Genomic DNA, 16,340 nt, shown 5'->3' on the forward strand with positions numbered 1-16,340 from the left:
CGACGAAGCAGCCGTCGATCACGAGGTGCGTCGTCGGGATGCCCGTTCCGGGGCGCCAGCGCCCCGCGCCCCGCGCTCCGTCAGGCGATCCGCTGCCGACGCCGACGCGACCAGGGTGCGCAGGCGAGCAGGACCAGCAGACCACCGAGCGACAGCAGGAGCGTCAGGGAGCCCGAGAACAGTGTCGCCGGCGTCGTGGACGTCCCGAGCGGAACGTCCGTGACCATCGAGGTGGCGGTGTACGCCGGGACGCGGTCGATCGTGCGGCCGCTCGGGTCGATCACCTGCGACGCCCCGACGGTGGAGATGTTCACGAGGGACCGCCCCGTCTCGATCGCCCGCATCCGAGCGATCTCGAGCTGCTGCAGGTTCTCGTCCGTGCCGTCGAAGTCGGCGTTGTTCGTCTGAGCCAGGATCACCTGCGCTCCCCCGCGCGCCATGTCCGTCGTCAGCCCGTCGTCGACGATGTCGAAGCAGATCGAGATCCCCGCCTCGATGCCGGCGACCGACAGCACGTTCGGCTTCGTCCCGGGGGTGTAGTCGCGCTGCAGCAGGCCGATGAGCGACGGCGCGAGCTTCGAGAAGAACCAGCGGTCGGGCACGTACTCGCCGAACGGCACCGGACGCTTCTTGTCGTACGACGACTGCCACCCCTGGGACGTCCAGACGAACGACGTGTTGTGGAGCACCCCCGACGGCGTCTGGGTGATCGCACCCGCGACGATCGGCGCACCGACGGATCGGACGACCGAGTCGAGCGCCGACGCCACGACGGGCTGCTGGCGGGGATCGAACTCGGCGGACGCCTCGGGCCACACCACCAGGTCGACGCCCTTCGCCGCGACGTCGGTGGCCGCGACCTGCGCGGCGAGCACCTCACCCGGCTGCGCCCCGTCGAAGTACCCCGCGGGCCCGTTGCCCTGGACGCTCTCGATGCGGATCGTCCCGTCCACCGCGGTCGGCCACGCGGGCACGGCGAGCACCGCGCCCACGAGGAGACCGGCGACCGCGACCCGGCCGGACAGGTGGAAGCCCGAGCCGGGCACCGTCGGCCGCACGAGCGCGAGGGACACGACGACCGCCACGCAGTAGACCACGACGAACGTCAGCCCGAGCACCCCGACGTACGCGGCCAGGTGTGCGAACGGCCCCTGCGACTGTGAGAGCCCGATGCGGCCCCACGCGAAGCCGCCGTAGGGCCAGCTGCCCGAGAACCATTCGCGTCCGGTCCAGAGTGCGGCGACGACGGCCGGGAGGCCCCACACGCGTCCGGCGGTCGACGGCACCACCCGAACGACCCAGCGGTACGCGAGCGCGATCGCGACACTGCCGAGCGCGAGGTACGCGGCTTCGAGGAGCGCGAGCGCGAACCACGGGACGGGTCCGAGGTAGCGGCCGGCCCACGAGATCGCGGGGATCCAGAACGCGGCCCCGGCGAGGTACCCCAGCCAGGCTGCGCGCCGGGACCGCTGGCCCATCACCGCGACGAGGAGGCACGCCACGGCCGGGTAGGCGAGGAACCACCAGCCCGGGGACGGGAAGGACAACGCGAGCAGGACGCCGCCGATGACCGCGAGCGGCAGGGCAGAGCCGAGCGGGAGCGCACGGAACGGACTCGCGACCTCTGCCGGGTCGAGGCCCACCAGGCGGACCCGGACCGGACCGCCCGACCCGCGCCGCCGGTCGGGCGCAGAGCCTCGCGACCGGCCGTGGCCGACGGACGGCGGCACGGTCGTGGACCCCGCGTCACGCGGACGCAGGTCGGACTCGGGAGCGTGCACCGGGCCTCCCGTCAGACCGTCGCGTAGGCGACGATGCCGCGGCGGACCGCGTCGGTCGCGCGTCGCGCGGTCTGTGCGAGGTCGTCGTCGCCGGCGTTCCGGACCTGATCGAGGAGGTCGATGACCTGCTTGCACCACCGGACGAAGTCGCCTGCGGGCATGTCGAGCGTCCGGAGGACGTCGTCGAGCGCCGAGCCCGATGCCCACCGGAACATGCCGACCGCCATCGCCGGGGTCGGCGGCTGGGAGCCGGCGAGCCGGGCATCGCGCTCGATGTCGTCGAGGCGGGCCCAGATCGTGAGGGTCTCGTCGAGCGCCGGACGGAACGCACCGCGTGGCAGGGCGTGCTCGGTGCCGGGCGCGTCCTCGCGACGGGGCTGGTAGACGATCGTCGCGGCCATGGCGGCGAGCTGTGCCGGGGTCAGTTCCTTCCAGACGCCGGCTTCGAGGCACTCGGCCACGAGGAGGTCACGGTCGCCGTAGATGCGCTGGAGGCGTCGACCACCCGCCGCGACGGTGGCCTCGCCCGAGCCGTCGCCCGAGTCGACGAGGTATCCGAGCTGCAGGAGCACGTCGGTGACCCGGTCGAAGGTCGTCGCGACTGCGCCGGTGCGGGACCGGATCTGCTGCACGAGCTTGTCGTTGGCCCGCTTGAGCTTGTACCAGCGCTCGGCCCACCGTGCGTGGGCCTCGCGGTCGGGGCAGGCGTGGCACGGGTGCCGCTGCATCCGACGACGAACGTCGGTGATCGCGGCCTGACGCTCCTTGCGGGCGCCGTGCGAGGCCTCTCGGCCGCCGGGGACGTTCGTCCGTTCGAGGTCCGAGAGCTCACGCCGGAGTGCCGCGTACTCGGTGAAGTCGCCGAGGTGACAGGTCATCGCCTGTTGGTAGCCGTCGAGCGACTCCTGCTGCGAGCGGACCTTGCGCGCGAGGTCGACCACCGAGCGGTCCGCCTGGAACTGCGCGAACGAGGTCTCGAGGACCTCGCGCGTGCGGCGACGCCCGAACTGCTCGATGAGGTTGACCGCCATGTTGTAGGTCGGCTTGAACGACGAGTTGAGCGGGTAGGTCCGGCGGCTGGCGAGCGACGCGACGGCCTGGGGATCGAGTCCGTCGGTCCACTGGATGACCGAGTGCCCCTCGACGTCGATGCCACGCCGACCGGCGCGACCGGTGAGCTGCGTGTACTCCCCCGGCGTGATCGGCACACGGGCCTCGCCGTTGAACTTCTCGAGCTTCTCGAGCACGACCGTCCGCGCCGGCATGTTCACGCCGAGCGCGAGTGTCTCGGTCGCGAACACGACCTTGAGGAGCTTGCGCTGGAAGAGGTCCTCGACGACCTCCTTGAAGGCCGGCAGCAGCCCGGCGTGGTGCGCGGCGACCCCGCGCTCGAGGCCCTCGAGCCACTCCCAGTAGCCGAGCACGGCGAGGTCCTCGTCGAGGAGCGTCCGACAGTGGTACTCGGCCGACTCCCGGATCTCGCGGCGCTCGTCCGCCGTGGTGAGCGACAGGCCCGAGCGCAGGACGTTCCGCACGCCCTGGTCGCAGCCCGCGCGGCTGAACACGAAGAAGATCGCGGGCAGGAGCATGCGGTCGTCGAGCATGTGCGCGATCTGCTCGCGGTACAGCTTTTCGGTGCGTGGCCCGCGGCGGTCGTGGTACCCGCCTCGACCGCGTCCACCACGGTGTCCACCGCCGTGCCGTTCGCTCCGGGAGGCTCCCCCGACCAGGCGCAGCAGCTCCGGGTTGACCCGGTTCGTCGCCGCCGCACCGCTCGAGTCGAAGAGGTCGACCATCTTCGACCCGACGAGCACGTGCTGTTCGAGCGGGACCGGACGGTCCTCGGAGACGATGACGTCGGTGTCGCCGCGCACGGTCTGCAGCCAGTCGCCGAACTCCTCCGCGTTCGACACGGTGGCGCTCAGCGAGACGAGCCGGACCTCGGTCGGGAGGTGCAGGATCACCTCTTCCCACACGGCACCGCGGAACCGGTCGGCGAGGTAGTGGACCTCGTCGAGGACGACCCACGCGAGGTCATCGAGGAGGTCGGAGTCCGCGTAGATCATGTTCCGGAGGACCTCGGTCGTCATCACGACCACGCGGGCCCGCGGATTGACGTTCGTGTCGCCGGTGAGCAGCCCGACCTCGGTCTCGCCGTAGGCCTGGACCAGCTCGCCGTACTTCTGGTTGCTCAGGGCCTTCATCGGCGTCGTGTAGAACACCTTGGCGGTGGGCTGGCGCATCGCCAGCCAGATCGCGAACTCGGCGACGATCGTCTTGCCCGCACCGGTCGGCGCCGCGACCAGCACGCTGCGGCCCTGGTCGATCGCGTCGCAGGCCGCGAACTGGAACGGGTCGAGGTCGAAGCGCAGGTCGGTCCGGAACAGCTCGAGGTTGCGGGAGCGGTTCCGGACCTTCGCCGCCGCGTAGCGCTCGGCCGGGCTGAGGTCCGTGTTGGTCACAGGCCGTACTCTTCGTCGAGTTTGGCCTGGCGCTTGGCGGCGCGCCGGTCGTGCAGCCACGTCACGGCGCACGCGGCGACGTAGAGCACGGTCATCGGGATCGCGAGCAGGAACATCGAGATGACGTCGGCCGAGGGCGTCACCATCGCGCAGAACACCAGGATGCAGAGGATCGCGATGCGCCAGGACTTGATGATCGCGGACGCCGAGAGCACCCCGACGAAGTTCAGCAGCACCAGGAACACCGGCAGCACGAAGGCGATGCCGACCGCCACGATGAGCTTGATGACGAAGTTGTAGTAGGCCTTGGCGTCGACGATCGAGGTGTCCTGCGTCGACACGAAGCTGCCGAGGATCTGCACGACGTGCGGCAGGATGTACCACCCGAACCAGCAGCCCGCGAAGAACAGCGGGATCGCGGTACCGAGGAAGCCGAACACGTACTGCTTCTCGCGTCGGACGAGCGCCGGGACGATGAAGGCCCAGATCTGGTACAGCCAGACGGGACTCGAGATGACGATGCCGATCGTGATCGCGATCTGGAGCTTGAGGTCGAACGCCCCCGTGATCATCGGGAAGTTCAGCTCGGCCGTGTGGCCGCCGATCTCCGCGAGCCTCGAGACGGGCTGTCGCAGGGCGTCCAGCACGAACGGGGTGAGGAACCAACCGCCGACCGCGCACACCACCACCGCGATGACCGCGCGGAAGAGGCGGTTGCGCAACTCGATGAGGTGCTGCCCGAGCGACATGCGGCCTTCGGCGTCCTTCTTCGGACGTCCGGGCCGCTTCGCTCGCCCGCCTGCGGTCGTCGAAGCCATGCGCCGATCCTACGGGACCTCTCCGACACAGCGCTGCGCCTGCGTGCGTTCGCACAGGCGGCCGGGAGGCACGGTGCGGCCCCGCCACGCGCCTCCCGGCCGGTGGGTGGTCAGGTCGGTTCCGTGGTGCGCGCGCGTTCCTTCCCATCGCGGGTGGGATGGCTGGCGGGATCGGGCGTAGCTGGCCTGACGGAACGACCAGGTACGCCCGGAACGACCAGGTACGCCCGGAACGACCAGGTGCGCCCGGAGCCGCCAGGTGCGCCCGGAACGGCCGCCCACGCACGGGACGACCGGCCACGCACGGCTGTGCGCGGTCAGGCCCCGGCGAGGGCCGCGGCGGCGAAGTCGCGGATCGCCGCTCGTGCTGCCGGCGGATCGAGCACCACGGCGCGCCCGGGCAGGCCGGCGACGAGCCGCACGACGCCGTCGAACCCGTTCGACGCGGCGAGCCGGATGCGGACCCGGCCGTCGTCGTCGGGCGCGTCCGCCGTGTCGGCGAGGAAGTCCGCGACGAGCGGCAGCGACGACGAGTCGAGCTCGACGGTGACGATGACGTCCTCCCGAGCCTGCTGGAACAACGTGTCCGGGATCACGACATCCGCCGCATGCATCGACACCGGGCGCTCCTCGACGCGCACGCTGGACATCCGGTCGAGCCGGAAGGTGCGGAGCGCCTGCCGGTCGAGGTCCCATGCGCGCAGGTACCAGTCGGTGTCGATCGACTCGACGCGCAGCGGGTCGACGCTCCGGGTACCGCCGCGGCTCCGCGGACCGGCGTAGTCGAAGGCGAGCCCGCGCCCGTCGGCCATCGCCTGCCGGATCGTCGCGAGCGTCGCGTCGTGGAGGTCCTGTCCGACGGCGACGTTCGACGCCGCACCGCCCGCGCCGCGCGAGAGCTTCGCCATGAGGGCCCGGATGGCGTCCCGGTCCCCGGCTTCGGGCAGCGCCGACAGGTACTGGAGGCCCGCGATGAGTGCCGAGGCCTCGCGGGCCGAGAGCCGGGGCGCGTCGTCGATCGCGACGAGGTTGGTCAGGACGATCATGTCGTTCTGCTCGAAGTCGTCCCAGGCGATGTCGAAGAGGTCGCCGTGCTGGTACTGCATCGTCTCGCCGGGGACCCCGGACACCGCGATGAGCTCGACAGCTCGACGGATGCGGGACTCGGGCACGCCGAAGTGGCGTGCTGCCTCGGCCACGGAGACCCGCTCGCGGTCGATGAGGTACGGCACGAGTGCGAGCAGGAACGCGAGCTTGTCCTGCGCCTGGAGCGGCTGCTGCTCAACCACGGGCGTCTCCTTCGTGGTCGGCGACGAGGGCGCGGAGCCGTGCGGTGACCCGGTCGCGGAGGTCGTCGGGCTCGAGCACGCGCACCTCGGGTCCGAACGCCGCGAGCTCCTCGGCGAGGATCTGCGGGTCCACGTGGTGGAGCACGAGGGTGCCGTCGGGCTCGGCGGCGGTGTCGCGGCGGCGGGAGAGTCGCCGCTCGGCGTCGGAACCCGGCACGACGTGGATGCGCGCGGTCCGGGTCGCCCAGATGCGGTCGAGTTCGGCGAGGGCGCGCTCCCCCGCTCCCGCCGGCGCCGGGTGCTGACCGACCTCGTACTGGGTCACCGGGCCGACGATGCGCGACAGCAGGTAGTTCTTCGTGGCGCCGGTCGAGAACTCGTGCGCGGCGAGCATCCACCGGCCGGCGTGCTGGACGAGCGCGAGCGGAGCGAGTTCGCGTCGACGGGCCGCGTGCTGCCCGGGCGTGATGTAGTCGAAGCGCACGGCGGCCGCGCGGTCGAGGGCGGAGCGCAGCGGCTCGAACGCGGCGTCCCGGGCACGGAGGCGCGGTGCGTACGCGTCGACGCCGAGCACACCCGACGCGACATCGTCCTCGGCCCCGGCGGACCGCACCTTGAGCAGGGCGCGGCGTGAGTCGGCCGAGAGCGCACCCTCACGCCAGGCCATCGCGGCGAGGGACAGCAGCGCGGACTCGTCCGGCGTGAAGCGGACGTCGAGGGGCAGGTCGTACTCGCCCTTCGGGATGCGGTACCGCAGCGTCTGGTTGTTGCCCGCGGCGCCCGGGGTCTCGATGGTCTCGAGCGGGATCCCGAGGTCGCGCACGTCGTCCTTGTCGCGCTCGAACTGGCGCTCGAGCGAGGCGTTGTCGCCGCCCTGGGTCCAGCGCTGCCGGTACCCCTGCACGTTGGCCAGGATCTCGGCCTTCGTCAACCCGGACTCCGTCGAGAGCAGCGCGAGCACGAGGCTGAAGAGCCGCTCCTCGGCAGGCACACGGGGGGTACGAGAGGCTGGCACAGGCCGATCCTACGGCAGCGCGGGTGCACCGGAGTGCACCCGCGCTGCGGTCGGTGGACGGTGCCGAGGCGTCAGCGCGGCATCACTCCGAGGACGTCGATGACGTAGGCGTCGGTCCCGCCCTGGCCGTGCACGATCGCGAGCACCTGGTCGCCGACGCGGTGCCCGACGATCGCCTCGCGGACGCCGTCGACGATCTGGCCCTTCGCGAGCGGCACGGTCGCTGCACCGGAGCCGTCGGTCCAGTTGGAGCCCGTGACGGACGGGTCGGTGCTCCAGGTCACGGCCGTGTACTTGATGACCGCGGTGTCCTTCGCGGTGAGCTTCGTCCCGTCGCCCTTGCGGAGCAGGTGGGTCTCGTCGGACTTCGGCGCGTCCCACGACGGGATCGTGATCCCCGGGGCGCCGGACGGGGCGAGCACCACGGCGGGCATCCGGTCGCCGGCGAGCTGTGGGGTGCCGGTGGCTCGGGCGTCGAAGGCACGCTTCACGTCGATGACCGCGATGACGGCATCCTCGGTCCCGCTGCTCGACGAGGACCCGGCGGCACCGGACGTGGAGCTCAGCGCACTCTTCGGCAGGGCGACGGCGAGGCGGTCACCGACGTGGGCACACTCGACGGCTTCACCGAGCGCGCCGAAGTTCGAAGCGCCGGCGGTGATCGGCGCGGTCTGGCCGGAGTAGCCGCTCGTCTGGGCGACCTGCCCGGTCGCGCCGTCGACGACCGTGTACTCGATGAGCACGGGGGTGCCGTCCTCCACCTCGCGGCCGGTGCCCTGCTTCAGGACCGAGACCTGCGTGCCCTTCGTGGTGAGTCCGGACGGGACGGAGACCTTCGGCTCCTTGCCGAACGTGCCCGTGGCGGTGACGGCCTCGGACGCGGCGCCGGGTCGGGCGCAGCTCGACGGGGTCGTCCCGGCTCCGCTCGCGGAGCATGCCGTCAGCGTGGCGGCGAGTCCGAGGGTGACCAGGAGCGCGGGGATGGTTCGATGCAGGACGGGCACGGTCGGTACTCTACCGGTCGTCCCCATGCGTCCCGGACGCGGACCCCGCCTCGATGGCGGACCCCGCCTCGGCCGCGGACCCCGCCTCGATCGCGGACCCCGCCTCGGCCGCCGACCCCGCGTCGGCCGCGGTACCCGCTTCGGCAGCCGCGACCCGGCGCGCCTGCGCCGCTGCCTGCCGAGCGACCTTCCGCAGCTTCTTGTCGCTCGCGCTCCGTTCCCCCACGGCACCGGGTGTCCAGGCCTCGACGTCCTCGTCGGAGAACTCGGCCTTGCCGGCACGACGCTTGAGGTTCGGCAGCACCACGCCGTCGGCGAGCCGCCGCGCGGTGACGAGGAACCCGGTGTGCCCGACCATGCGGTGGTCCGGCCGGACGGCGAGGCCCTCGACGTGCCAGGTCCGGACGAGGGTCTCGCTCGGCATGGGGTCGGTGAAGCGGCCGGTGTCACGGAGCGCCTCGGCCGTGCGCGAAAGCTGCGTGACCGTGGCGACGTAGCAGACGATGAGGCCGCCCGGCACGAGCGCGTCCGCCGCGGCGTCGACGCACTCCCACGGCGCGAGCATGTCGAGCACGACGCGGTCCACGCTCTGCGGCTCGGTGGCCTCGGGCAGCTCCTCGACGAGGTCGCCGACCGTCACCGACCAGTTGTCCGGCACGGCGCCGAGGAACGTGCCGACGTTGCCGCGGGCGATGGCCGCGAACTCCTCACGCCGCTCGAACGACTGCAGCTGCCCGGTCGGCCCGATCGCCCGGAGCAGGAAGAGCGAGAGCGCACCGGAGCCGACCCCGGCCTCGACGACACGCGCGCCGGGGAAGACGTCGGCGAAGGCGACGATCTGCGCCGCGTCCTTCGGGTAGACGATCGCGGCGCCACGTGGCATCGACATCACGTAGTCGTTGAGCAGCGGACGCAGTGCCAGGTACTCGTCGCCCGTGGTTGCGCGGATCACGGAGCCGTCCGGCTGCCCGATGACGTCGTCGTGGCGGAGCACACCGCGGTGGGTGTGGTACTCGCCGCCGGTCTCGAGCGACAGCGTCGTCAGCTTGCCCTTCGGACCGGTCAGCTGCACGCGGTCGCCGGACCGGAACGGGCCGCGTGGCGGCGTGTGCGGCGCGCCGCCCGCCGTGTGCGGCAGCGACACGGTGGCGTCGTCCGGACGGGAGGCGCGTGTCACCGCCGCCTCGTCGCCGACGTGCTCGAGGTCGCTCACCGGGCACCGCCCTCGGTCACCGCAGCCTCGGCGGACACGCGATCCGTGCCTCCCGGCTGCTCATCGGACACGGCCGCGCGCGCAGCGAGGGCCGGGCTCGTCAACTCGACCACCCGGTCGACGTCGACGCCGGCGAGCGTGGTGAGGTGGACGTCGCCGCCGGCGATGTCGGTGAGCGGCACGATGTGCTCGACCGCGATGGTCACGGCGCCGGACGCGACGGCGGAGGCGACGCCCGTCGCGGAGTCCTCGATCGCGACGCAGGCGGTCGGCTCGACGCCGAGCTGCGCGGCGGCGGCGAGGTAGGCGTCCGGGAACGGCTTCGGCCGCTCGACGTCGTCACCGGCGACGACGACGCGGAAGCCGCGGTCGCCGAGGGCCTCGGCAGCGACGAGCGCCATCGACCGGCGGGACATCGTGACGAGGGCGGTCGGGATACCGCGGTCGTGCAGCTCCTCGACGAGTTCGCGCGCGCCGGGACGCCACGGCAGGTCGTCGTGCCGCAGGCGGTCGGAGACGTACTCGGTCATCCAGAGGACGATCTCCTCGACCTCCATGTCGACCCCGCGGTCGCGGAGGATCTCGCCGGAGCGCTCCAGGCCGGAGCCGACGAGCGACAGACCGTCCTCGTGCGTCCAGGTCGCACCGAACCGCTCGGTGAGCTCGACCTGGGACTGCTGCCAGATCGGTTCGGTGTCGATGATCGTGCCGTCCATGTCCCACAGCACGGCTGCGGGCAGGACTCGGTCGGGGCGCTGGGCGGTCACGGGCGACGAGTCTACCGGTCGGCCGGTGACCGCCGACGTTCCGCTGGGGGCGGACCGGCACCCGCCCGGGACCGCGACGGGCCTACAGTGGGTGCCTGGTCAACGTCCCACGCGCGCGGTCCGCACGAGCGGTCCGCGCCCCTTCCAGGAGGTCCGCTCCGTGCCACAGCACTCCCCCTTCAGCGAGGGCCGACTGCTCGTCGTCGCCTTCGAGGGCTGGAACGACGCCGGCGAGGCGGCCAGCGGGCTCGCCCGGCGGATCGTCGACGCACTCGAGCTCGATGAACTCCGCGAGATCGACGGGGAGCGGTACGTCGACTACCAGTTCAACCGCCCGACGGTGGGCACCAGCGACGACGGCGACCGCGGCATCCAGTGGCCCCGCATCGTGCTGCACGGGCCGGGCACCGACGGCCCCCCGGTGATCGGCGCGACCGGTTCCGAGTCCGACCGCGAGGTGTTCGTGCTCGTCGGCCCGGAGCCCTCCCGGACGTGGCGGGGGTTCTGCGCCGAGGTGATCGACCTCATCGACGTGTACTCGATCGACGCGGTGGTCTTCGTCGGCGCGATGCTCGCCGACGTCCCCCACACCCGGCCGATCTCGGTGTTCGTGTCGAGCGAGAACGCCGGGGTCCGCGCTGCCTTCGACGTGGACAAGTCCTCCTACGAGGGACCGACCGGCATCCTCGGGGTCCTCGCCGACGCCGTGGACAAGGCCGGTCTGACGACGCTGTCACTCTGGGCATCGGTGCCGCACTACGTGCACAACTCCCCCTCGCCCAAGGCCACGCTCTCGCTGCTCGACAAGATCGAGGACCTCACCGACGTCACGGTGCCCCGCGGGTCGCTGCTGGACGACGCGACCGAGTGGGAGGAGGGCATCGACGCCCTCGCCGCGGACGACGAGGACATGGCGACCTACATCGGGCAGCTCGAGCAGGCGCGGGACACCGTGGACTCGCCCGAGGCCTCCGGGGACGCGATCGCGCAGGAGTTCGAGCAGTACCTGCGGCGCCGGGAGCGCAAGGACGGCAAGGACGGCGGCACCGCCGGCGGCGAGGGCTTCCGCCCGCCGCAGCCGCCGCAGTAGCGCGGGACGGCGGGGCGCGCGGGGCGGGCACGTTGGTGTCTGGCGCACCGCTGCGTTGGTCGCACGAGATGTCGGTTCCCGCGCGGCGCGACGACATGTCGTGCGACCGACGCGCTCCGTGCACGGCACGTCGTGCGACCAACGCACGCGCGTCCCGGCCGGGAGGCGCGGAGCGGACCCGCCACGGGCCTCCCGGCCGTGCCGTGCGCGCGTACCCGACCGAGCCCGCGTTGGTCGCAGCAGGTGTCGGTTCCAGCGCGGGGCGACGGCGTGTCGTGCGACCAGCGCAGCCCGCGCACGGCACGTCGCGCGACCAACGCAGGTCCGTGCGCCGCCCCGCGCCGCCCCGCGCCGCGCCGCGCCGCGTCAGCCCAGACGGATGCCGAGCAGGGCGTCGACGAGGTCGACGAGCTCCGGCGTCGCCGCCGTGCCGCCCGCGAGCGCGGTGTCGACCGCCGCGACCGCGCCCGGCGTGTCGAGGTCGTCCGCAACGCGTGCCCGGATGCGCGCCATCACGTCGGCGGCGTCGTCGGTGTGCGACGGGGTGCCCGCTGCCCAGGCGTCCCACGACGCCAACCGCGTCGTGGCGGACTCGAGCTCGGCCGGGAACCACTCCCAGTCGTCGGAGTACTTGTGCGACAGGAGCGCGAGCCGGATCGCGCGCGGGTCGGCCCCGTCGTCGAGGAGCCCGCGCACGGTGACCAGGTTGCCGAGCGACTTCGAGATCTTCTCGCCCTGGTAGGCGATCATCCCCGTGTGCACGTACGCGTGCGCGAGCGGCTGGTGCGCCAACGCCGCGGCGTGCCCCGCGCTCATCTCGTGGTGCGGGAAGACGAGGTCGCTGCCGCCGCCCTGGACGCTGATCGGGAGGCCGAGCTTGTCGCCGGCGATCACGCTGCACTCGATGTGCCATCCGGGACGCCCCGGTCCGAGCACGGTGTCCCAGCTCGGTTCGCCCTCGCGAGCGGCACGCCAGAGCAGCGGGTCGAGGGGGTCGCGCTTGCCCGGACGCTCCGGGCCTCCGCCGCGCTCGGCGGAGAGCGTGAGCATCGTGTCGCGGTCGAGGCGGCTCTCGTCGCCGAGCGCCCAGGCCTCGGTGGGCCGGTTCACGTCGAAGTAGACGTCGTCGCCCTCCGAGTCGTCGGTCGGCACGTCGTACGCGTACCCGGTCTCCTGCAGGAACGCGACGGCCTCGGCGACGCGGTCGACCTCGTCGGTGACGGCCACGTAGTCGTCGGGCGGGAGGATCCGGAGCGCCTCCATGTCCCGACGGAACAGGTCGATCTGCGACGCCGCGAGCTCCTGCCAGTCCACGCCGTCGCGTGCTGCGCGCTCGAGGAGCGGGTCGTCCACGTCGGTCGTGTTCTGCGCGTACTCCGTGTCGAGTCCCGCATCCCGCCAGGAACGCAGCAGGGAGTCGAACGCCAGGTACGTCGCCGCGTGCCCGAGGTGGGTCGCGTCGTAGGGCGTGATGCCGCACACGTACAGCGCGGCGCGCTCGTCGCCGCGGGTCGGGTCGACCGGCTTCCCCGTGGCCGTGTCGTGCACGACCGGGCGAGGCCCGGAACCCGGGACGGACGGAACGGACGGGGCCTCCCAGGCCCTCACGGCTGGATCACACCAAGCGACAGCAACACGATGAGAACGATACCGAGTGCGATCCGGTAGACCACGAAGGGCATGAAGCTGCGCTTGCTGATGTAGTTCATGAACGCCGCGATCACGACGAAGCCCACGACGAACGCGACGACCGTCGCGACGAGCGTGTCGACCAGCCCGAACGGCGCGCCGGTGTCGCCGAGGCTCGTCGCGGCCTCGTACAGCCCGGACAGGAACACGGCGGGCACGGCCAGCAGGAACGCGAAGCGGGCGGCTGCGGGCCGGGTGTACCCGAGCGCGAGTCCCATCGACACGGTCGCGCCGGAGCGGGAGACACCGGGCACGAGGGCCAGCATCTGCGCCAGCCCGATCAGGATGCCGCCGCCGAACGTCATGTGCTCGATCCGTCGGACCTTCTTGCCGACGACGTCGAGGACCCCCAGGACGACGCCGAAGACGATGAGGACGATCGCGACGATCCAGAGCGAGCGGAACGTCGTCTCGATCGAGTCCTTGAGCAGGAGCCCGGCGACACCGATCGGGATCGTGCCGAGGATGACCAGCCAGCCGAGCCGCGCGTCGGGGTCGTTCCGCGGCACCGTCCGGCCGGAGAGGGAGCGGAACCACCGCCCGATGATCCGGGTGATGTCCTTCCAGAAGTAGATGAGCACCGCGGTCTCGGTGCCGAGCTGCGTCACGGCGGTGAACGCTGCGCCCGGATCCTGCGCATCGGGCAGGAACAGCCCGACGATCCGCAGGTGCGCGCTCGACGACACGGGGAGGAACTCGGTGAGCCCCTGGACGAAGCCGAGGAAGATCGCCTCGAGGATGTGCATGGCACCGGCCTTCCGGAGGGAGGTCTGTCAGGACACCGCCACGAGGGCGGTGTCAGGACACCACCACGACGGCGACCCGGCAATGTATCAGTACGACGCGAAGAGGTCGCCGAGGACGCGCCGCCCGAACGCGAGGGCGTCGAGCGGGACACGCTCGTCCACGCCGTGGAACATCGCCGGGAAGTCGACGCCCGCCGGCAGCTGCAACGGCACGAAGCCGTAGCCGGCGATGCCGAGGGTCGACAGCGCCTTGTTGTCCGTCCCGCCGGAGAGCAGGTAGGGCAGCACCGGCGCGCCGGGGTCGTGCCGGCCGAGGACGTCCCGCACGGCGTCGACCAGCGGACCGCCGAAGTCCTGCTCGAGCCCGATGTCGCGGAAGGACATCACCACCTCGACGTCATCGCCCGCCAGCTCGCGAACCCGCTCGAGCACGGACTCCTCGTCGCCCGGCAGGCACCGGATGTCGATGAGCGCCTCCGCCGCGTCCGGGATGACGTTGTGCTTGTACCCGGCCTGCAGCACGGTCGGGTTCGTCGTGGTGTGGAGTGCCGCGTGGATGAACCGTGACGCCGACCCCGTCGCGAGGGCGACTTCGTCCGGACCGGTCACCGCCGGGTCGACCCCGAGGAACCGGGCGACCTCGGCGACCATCGCGTCCGTCGTCGCGGAGAGCCGTACCGGCCACTCCTCGCTCCCGATCCGGGCGACCGCCGCCGCGAGCTTCGTCACGGCGTTGTCGCGGATCACGTGCGAGCCGTGGGCGGCCGTGCCCCGGGCGACGAGCTTGATCCACATCAGCGCCTTCTCGCCCGTCTGGAGCAGGTAGGCGCGGCGGTCCCCGAGCGTGATCGAGTAGCCACCGACCTCGCTGATGGCGGCGTCCGCGCCCGCGAACACCTCCGGGTGCTCGTCCACCACGTGGTGGGAACCGAGGACCCCGCCGGCCTCTTCGTCGGCGAAGTACGCGATCACGAGGTCACGCTCCGGAGCACCCTGCGCGGCGATGACGTCCGACAGCGACGTCAGCATCATGGCGTCCATGTTCTTCATGTCGACGGCGCCGCGACCCCAGAGCATGCCGTCCTGCACCTCGCCACCGAAGGGGTCCACCGACCAGTTCGCGGGGTCGGCCGGCACGACGTCGAGGTGCCCGTGCACGACGAGCGCCGGCTTCTCGGGGTCGCGCCCCCGCACCCGTGCCACGACGCTGACCCGGTCGGGCTCCGACTCGAACAGCTGTGGTTCGAGTCCGAGGTCGCGGAGCTTCGCCTCGACGTAGTGCGCCGCCTCGGTCTCGCCGCGGGACTTCCCCTCGCCCCAGTTCGTGGTGTCGATCCGGATGAGGTCACGGGCGATCGACGCGGTCTCCTCGAGCTCGGTGCCGGCCGTCGTGTTCCCCTGGACGTCTGTCATGCCGACCACGCTACCGGGCGCTCCCGACACCACCGATCCCCGCGACTCCGCGGGACGCGCCCGGGATGCGTGGCCGTGTTCATCGGGCGTTCAGACCCGTGCTAGTGTCTTCTCTCGGCAGGAACGCCGGGGAAAACGCCCCGGACTACCGGCCGACACAACAGAACAACACCTGTCCGGGTGGCGGAATTGGTAGACGCGCTAGCTTGAGGTGCTAGTGCCCGTATTAGGGCGTGGGGGTTCAAGTCCCCCCTCGGACACAAGAAATGCGATGCCCCCTGGCCTATCGGCCCGGGGGCATTTCTTGTTCGTGCTTCCCGGCGAGCATCGCCATCGCTCCGCTCAGGGCGACGCCGCCTCGTGAGCGCCTACTCGCTGCGCTCGTGGCGTCTCCGTGGTCGCCTCCGGTAGGTCGGGTTGCTTGAGGCGGAAGCCGTGGTCGGGAACGCGCGCGGTTCGACGTGGGACACGTCGGACGACGCGCGGGTCGTCGGAACGTACGCGTTCCGTGGAGCGGCGCCGCCCCGCGCGGGACGGGAGGCGCGGGGCGGGCCCGCACCGTGCCTCCCGTCCGGTGGGCCGTCACCGTGAGCGACGCGAGCGGGCGACCCGACGCACCACCAGCACGACGCCGGCGGCCGCGGCCAGCCAGCCCCAGTTGGCGACCAGCGGATCGAGCACCCCGTGCCGCCAGTCCCGTCGCGACGAGCCGAGGCGCGACGCGACCGGGCGCCCGACGAGCTCAGCGCGCACCCCCGTCTCGTGCACGACCCGGTCCGGTCGGCCCCGGAGCGCATCCGTCACGCGGTGCGTCGCCACGTCGATCCGGTCCCCGAGGACGAGCAGCAACCAGTGCGCCAGGCGCCCCTCGCTGAACCTCGCGTAGGCGACCCGCCGGACCGCCCCGGCGCCGCCACGCAGGGGCTGCGCCGGCCCGAACACCGGCGTGACGTGCGCGTGCTCGATCGAGGGTTCTGGTCCTGCGGCGCCGAACTGCTGCGTGGGGAGGTCGCAGTGCACGGCCGGCTAGGACCCGGCCGCCAGGCAGGCGCA

13 protein-coding genes and 1 tRNA gene are annotated in these 16,340 nt (G+C 72.2%); 2 read left to right on the forward strand and 12 right to left on the reverse strand.

Translation table 11 applies throughout. The annotated features are described in order from the left end of the window. Positions 1-80: 80 nt before the first annotated feature. The 8 genes from lnt to NS184_RS01950 form a co-directional block, all read right to left on the reverse strand. Positions 81-1,643, reverse strand: a complete 1,563-nt coding sequence (gene lnt, locus NS184_RS01915) for an apolipoprotein N-acyltransferase (protein WP_058724468.1) — start codon at positions 1,641-1,643, stop codon at positions 81-83. Positions 1,644-1,792: 149 nt separating this feature from the next. Next, positions 1,793-4,243 carry a DEAD/DEAH box helicase gene (locus NS184_RS01920; protein WP_058724459.1) on the reverse strand — a complete coding sequence of 817 codons (2,451 nt, stop codon included), beginning with the start codon at positions 4,241-4,243 and terminating at the stop codon, positions 1,793-1,795. Continuing rightward, positions 4,240-4,992 (reverse strand): twin-arginine translocase subunit TatC, encoded by a 753-nt coding sequence (gene tatC, locus NS184_RS01925; protein ID WP_058724469.1) that lies wholly within the window; start codon positions 4,990-4,992, stop codon positions 4,240-4,242. Before tatC ends, NS184_RS01920 begins: the two co-directional genes overlap by 4 nt. 386 nt (positions 4,993-5,378) lie before the next feature. Further along, a complete protein-coding gene (locus tag NS184_RS01930; protein WP_058724460.1) occupies positions 5,379-6,350 on the reverse strand; it encodes a helix-turn-helix transcriptional regulator in 972 nt (323 codons plus the stop codon). Continuing rightward, complete coding sequence (locus tag NS184_RS01935) at positions 6,343-7,365, reverse strand: helix-turn-helix transcriptional regulator (protein WP_058724461.1); 1,023 nt, start codon at positions 7,363-7,365, stop codon at positions 6,343-6,345. The genes NS184_RS01930 and NS184_RS01935 overlap by 8 nt, the downstream gene beginning before the upstream one ends. Before the next feature lie 71 nt (positions 7,366-7,436). Continuing rightward, a complete protein-coding gene (locus NS184_RS01940; RefSeq protein WP_058724462.1) occupies positions 7,437-8,369 on the reverse strand; it encodes an FKBP-type peptidyl-prolyl cis-trans isomerase in 933 nt (310 codons plus the stop codon). Between the two features lie 10 nt (positions 8,370-8,379). Then, positions 8,380-9,507, reverse strand: coding sequence for a tRNA (adenine-N1)-methyltransferase (locus NS184_RS01945; protein ID WP_083513371.1), 1,128 nt, complete (start codon positions 9,505-9,507; stop codon positions 8,380-8,382). 71 nt (positions 9,508-9,578) lie between these two features. Further along, the gene (locus NS184_RS01950; RefSeq protein WP_242862941.1) at positions 9,579-10,349 is read right to left on the reverse strand and encodes an HAD family hydrolase; all 771 of its coding nucleotides are present in this window, start codon (positions 10,347-10,349) and stop codon (positions 9,579-9,581) included. A 160-nt stretch (positions 10,350-10,509) separates the two neighbouring features. Here NS184_RS01950 and NS184_RS01955 point away from each other — a divergent pair, with 160 nt between their 5' ends. Beyond that, the gene (locus NS184_RS01955; protein ID WP_058724464.1) at positions 10,510-11,439 is read left to right on the forward strand and encodes a proteasome assembly chaperone family protein; all 930 of its coding nucleotides are present in this window, start codon (positions 10,510-10,512) and stop codon (positions 11,437-11,439) included. Positions 11,440-11,805: 366 nt separating this feature from the next. Here the strand turns inward: NS184_RS01955 and mshC are convergent, their stop codons facing one another. The 3 genes from mshC to NS184_RS01970 all read right to left on the reverse strand — a co-directional run bounded on the left by mshC (position 11,806) and on the right by NS184_RS01970 (position 15,287). Then, the gene (gene mshC, locus NS184_RS01960) at positions 11,806-13,047 is read right to left on the reverse strand and encodes a cysteine--1-D-myo-inosityl 2-amino-2-deoxy-alpha-D-glucopyranoside ligase (protein WP_058724465.1); all 1,242 of its coding nucleotides are present in this window, start codon (positions 13,045-13,047) and stop codon (positions 11,806-11,808) included. After that, on the reverse strand, positions 13,044-13,874 hold the full coding sequence (locus NS184_RS01965) for an undecaprenyl-diphosphate phosphatase (RefSeq protein ID WP_058724466.1): 831 nt from the start codon (positions 13,872-13,874) through the stop codon (positions 13,044-13,046). Before NS184_RS01965 ends, mshC begins: the two co-directional genes overlap by 4 nt. A gap of 87 nt (positions 13,875-13,961) precedes the next feature. Continuing rightward, positions 13,962-15,287 (reverse strand): M20/M25/M40 family metallo-hydrolase, encoded by a 1,326-nt coding sequence (locus NS184_RS01970; protein ID WP_058724470.1) that lies wholly within the window; start codon positions 15,285-15,287, stop codon positions 13,962-13,964. A 174-nt stretch (positions 15,288-15,461) separates the two neighbouring features. Between NS184_RS01970 and NS184_RS01975 the strand changes: the two genes are divergently transcribed. Further along, positions 15,462-15,547, forward strand: a tRNA-Leu gene (locus NS184_RS01975). Positions 15,548-15,869: 322 nt separating this feature from the next. Here the strand turns inward: NS184_RS01975 and NS184_RS01980 are convergent. Continuing rightward, on the reverse strand, positions 15,870-16,307 hold the full coding sequence (locus tag NS184_RS01980) for a hypothetical protein (protein WP_058724467.1): 438 nt from the start codon (positions 16,305-16,307) through the stop codon (positions 15,870-15,872). Positions 16,308-16,340: the final 33 nt, after the last annotated feature.

Source organism: Curtobacterium luteum, from assembly GCF_001475545.1.
GTDB classification, from domain to species: Bacteria; Actinomycetota; Actinomycetes; order Actinomycetales; family Microbacteriaceae; genus Curtobacterium; species Curtobacterium luteum_A.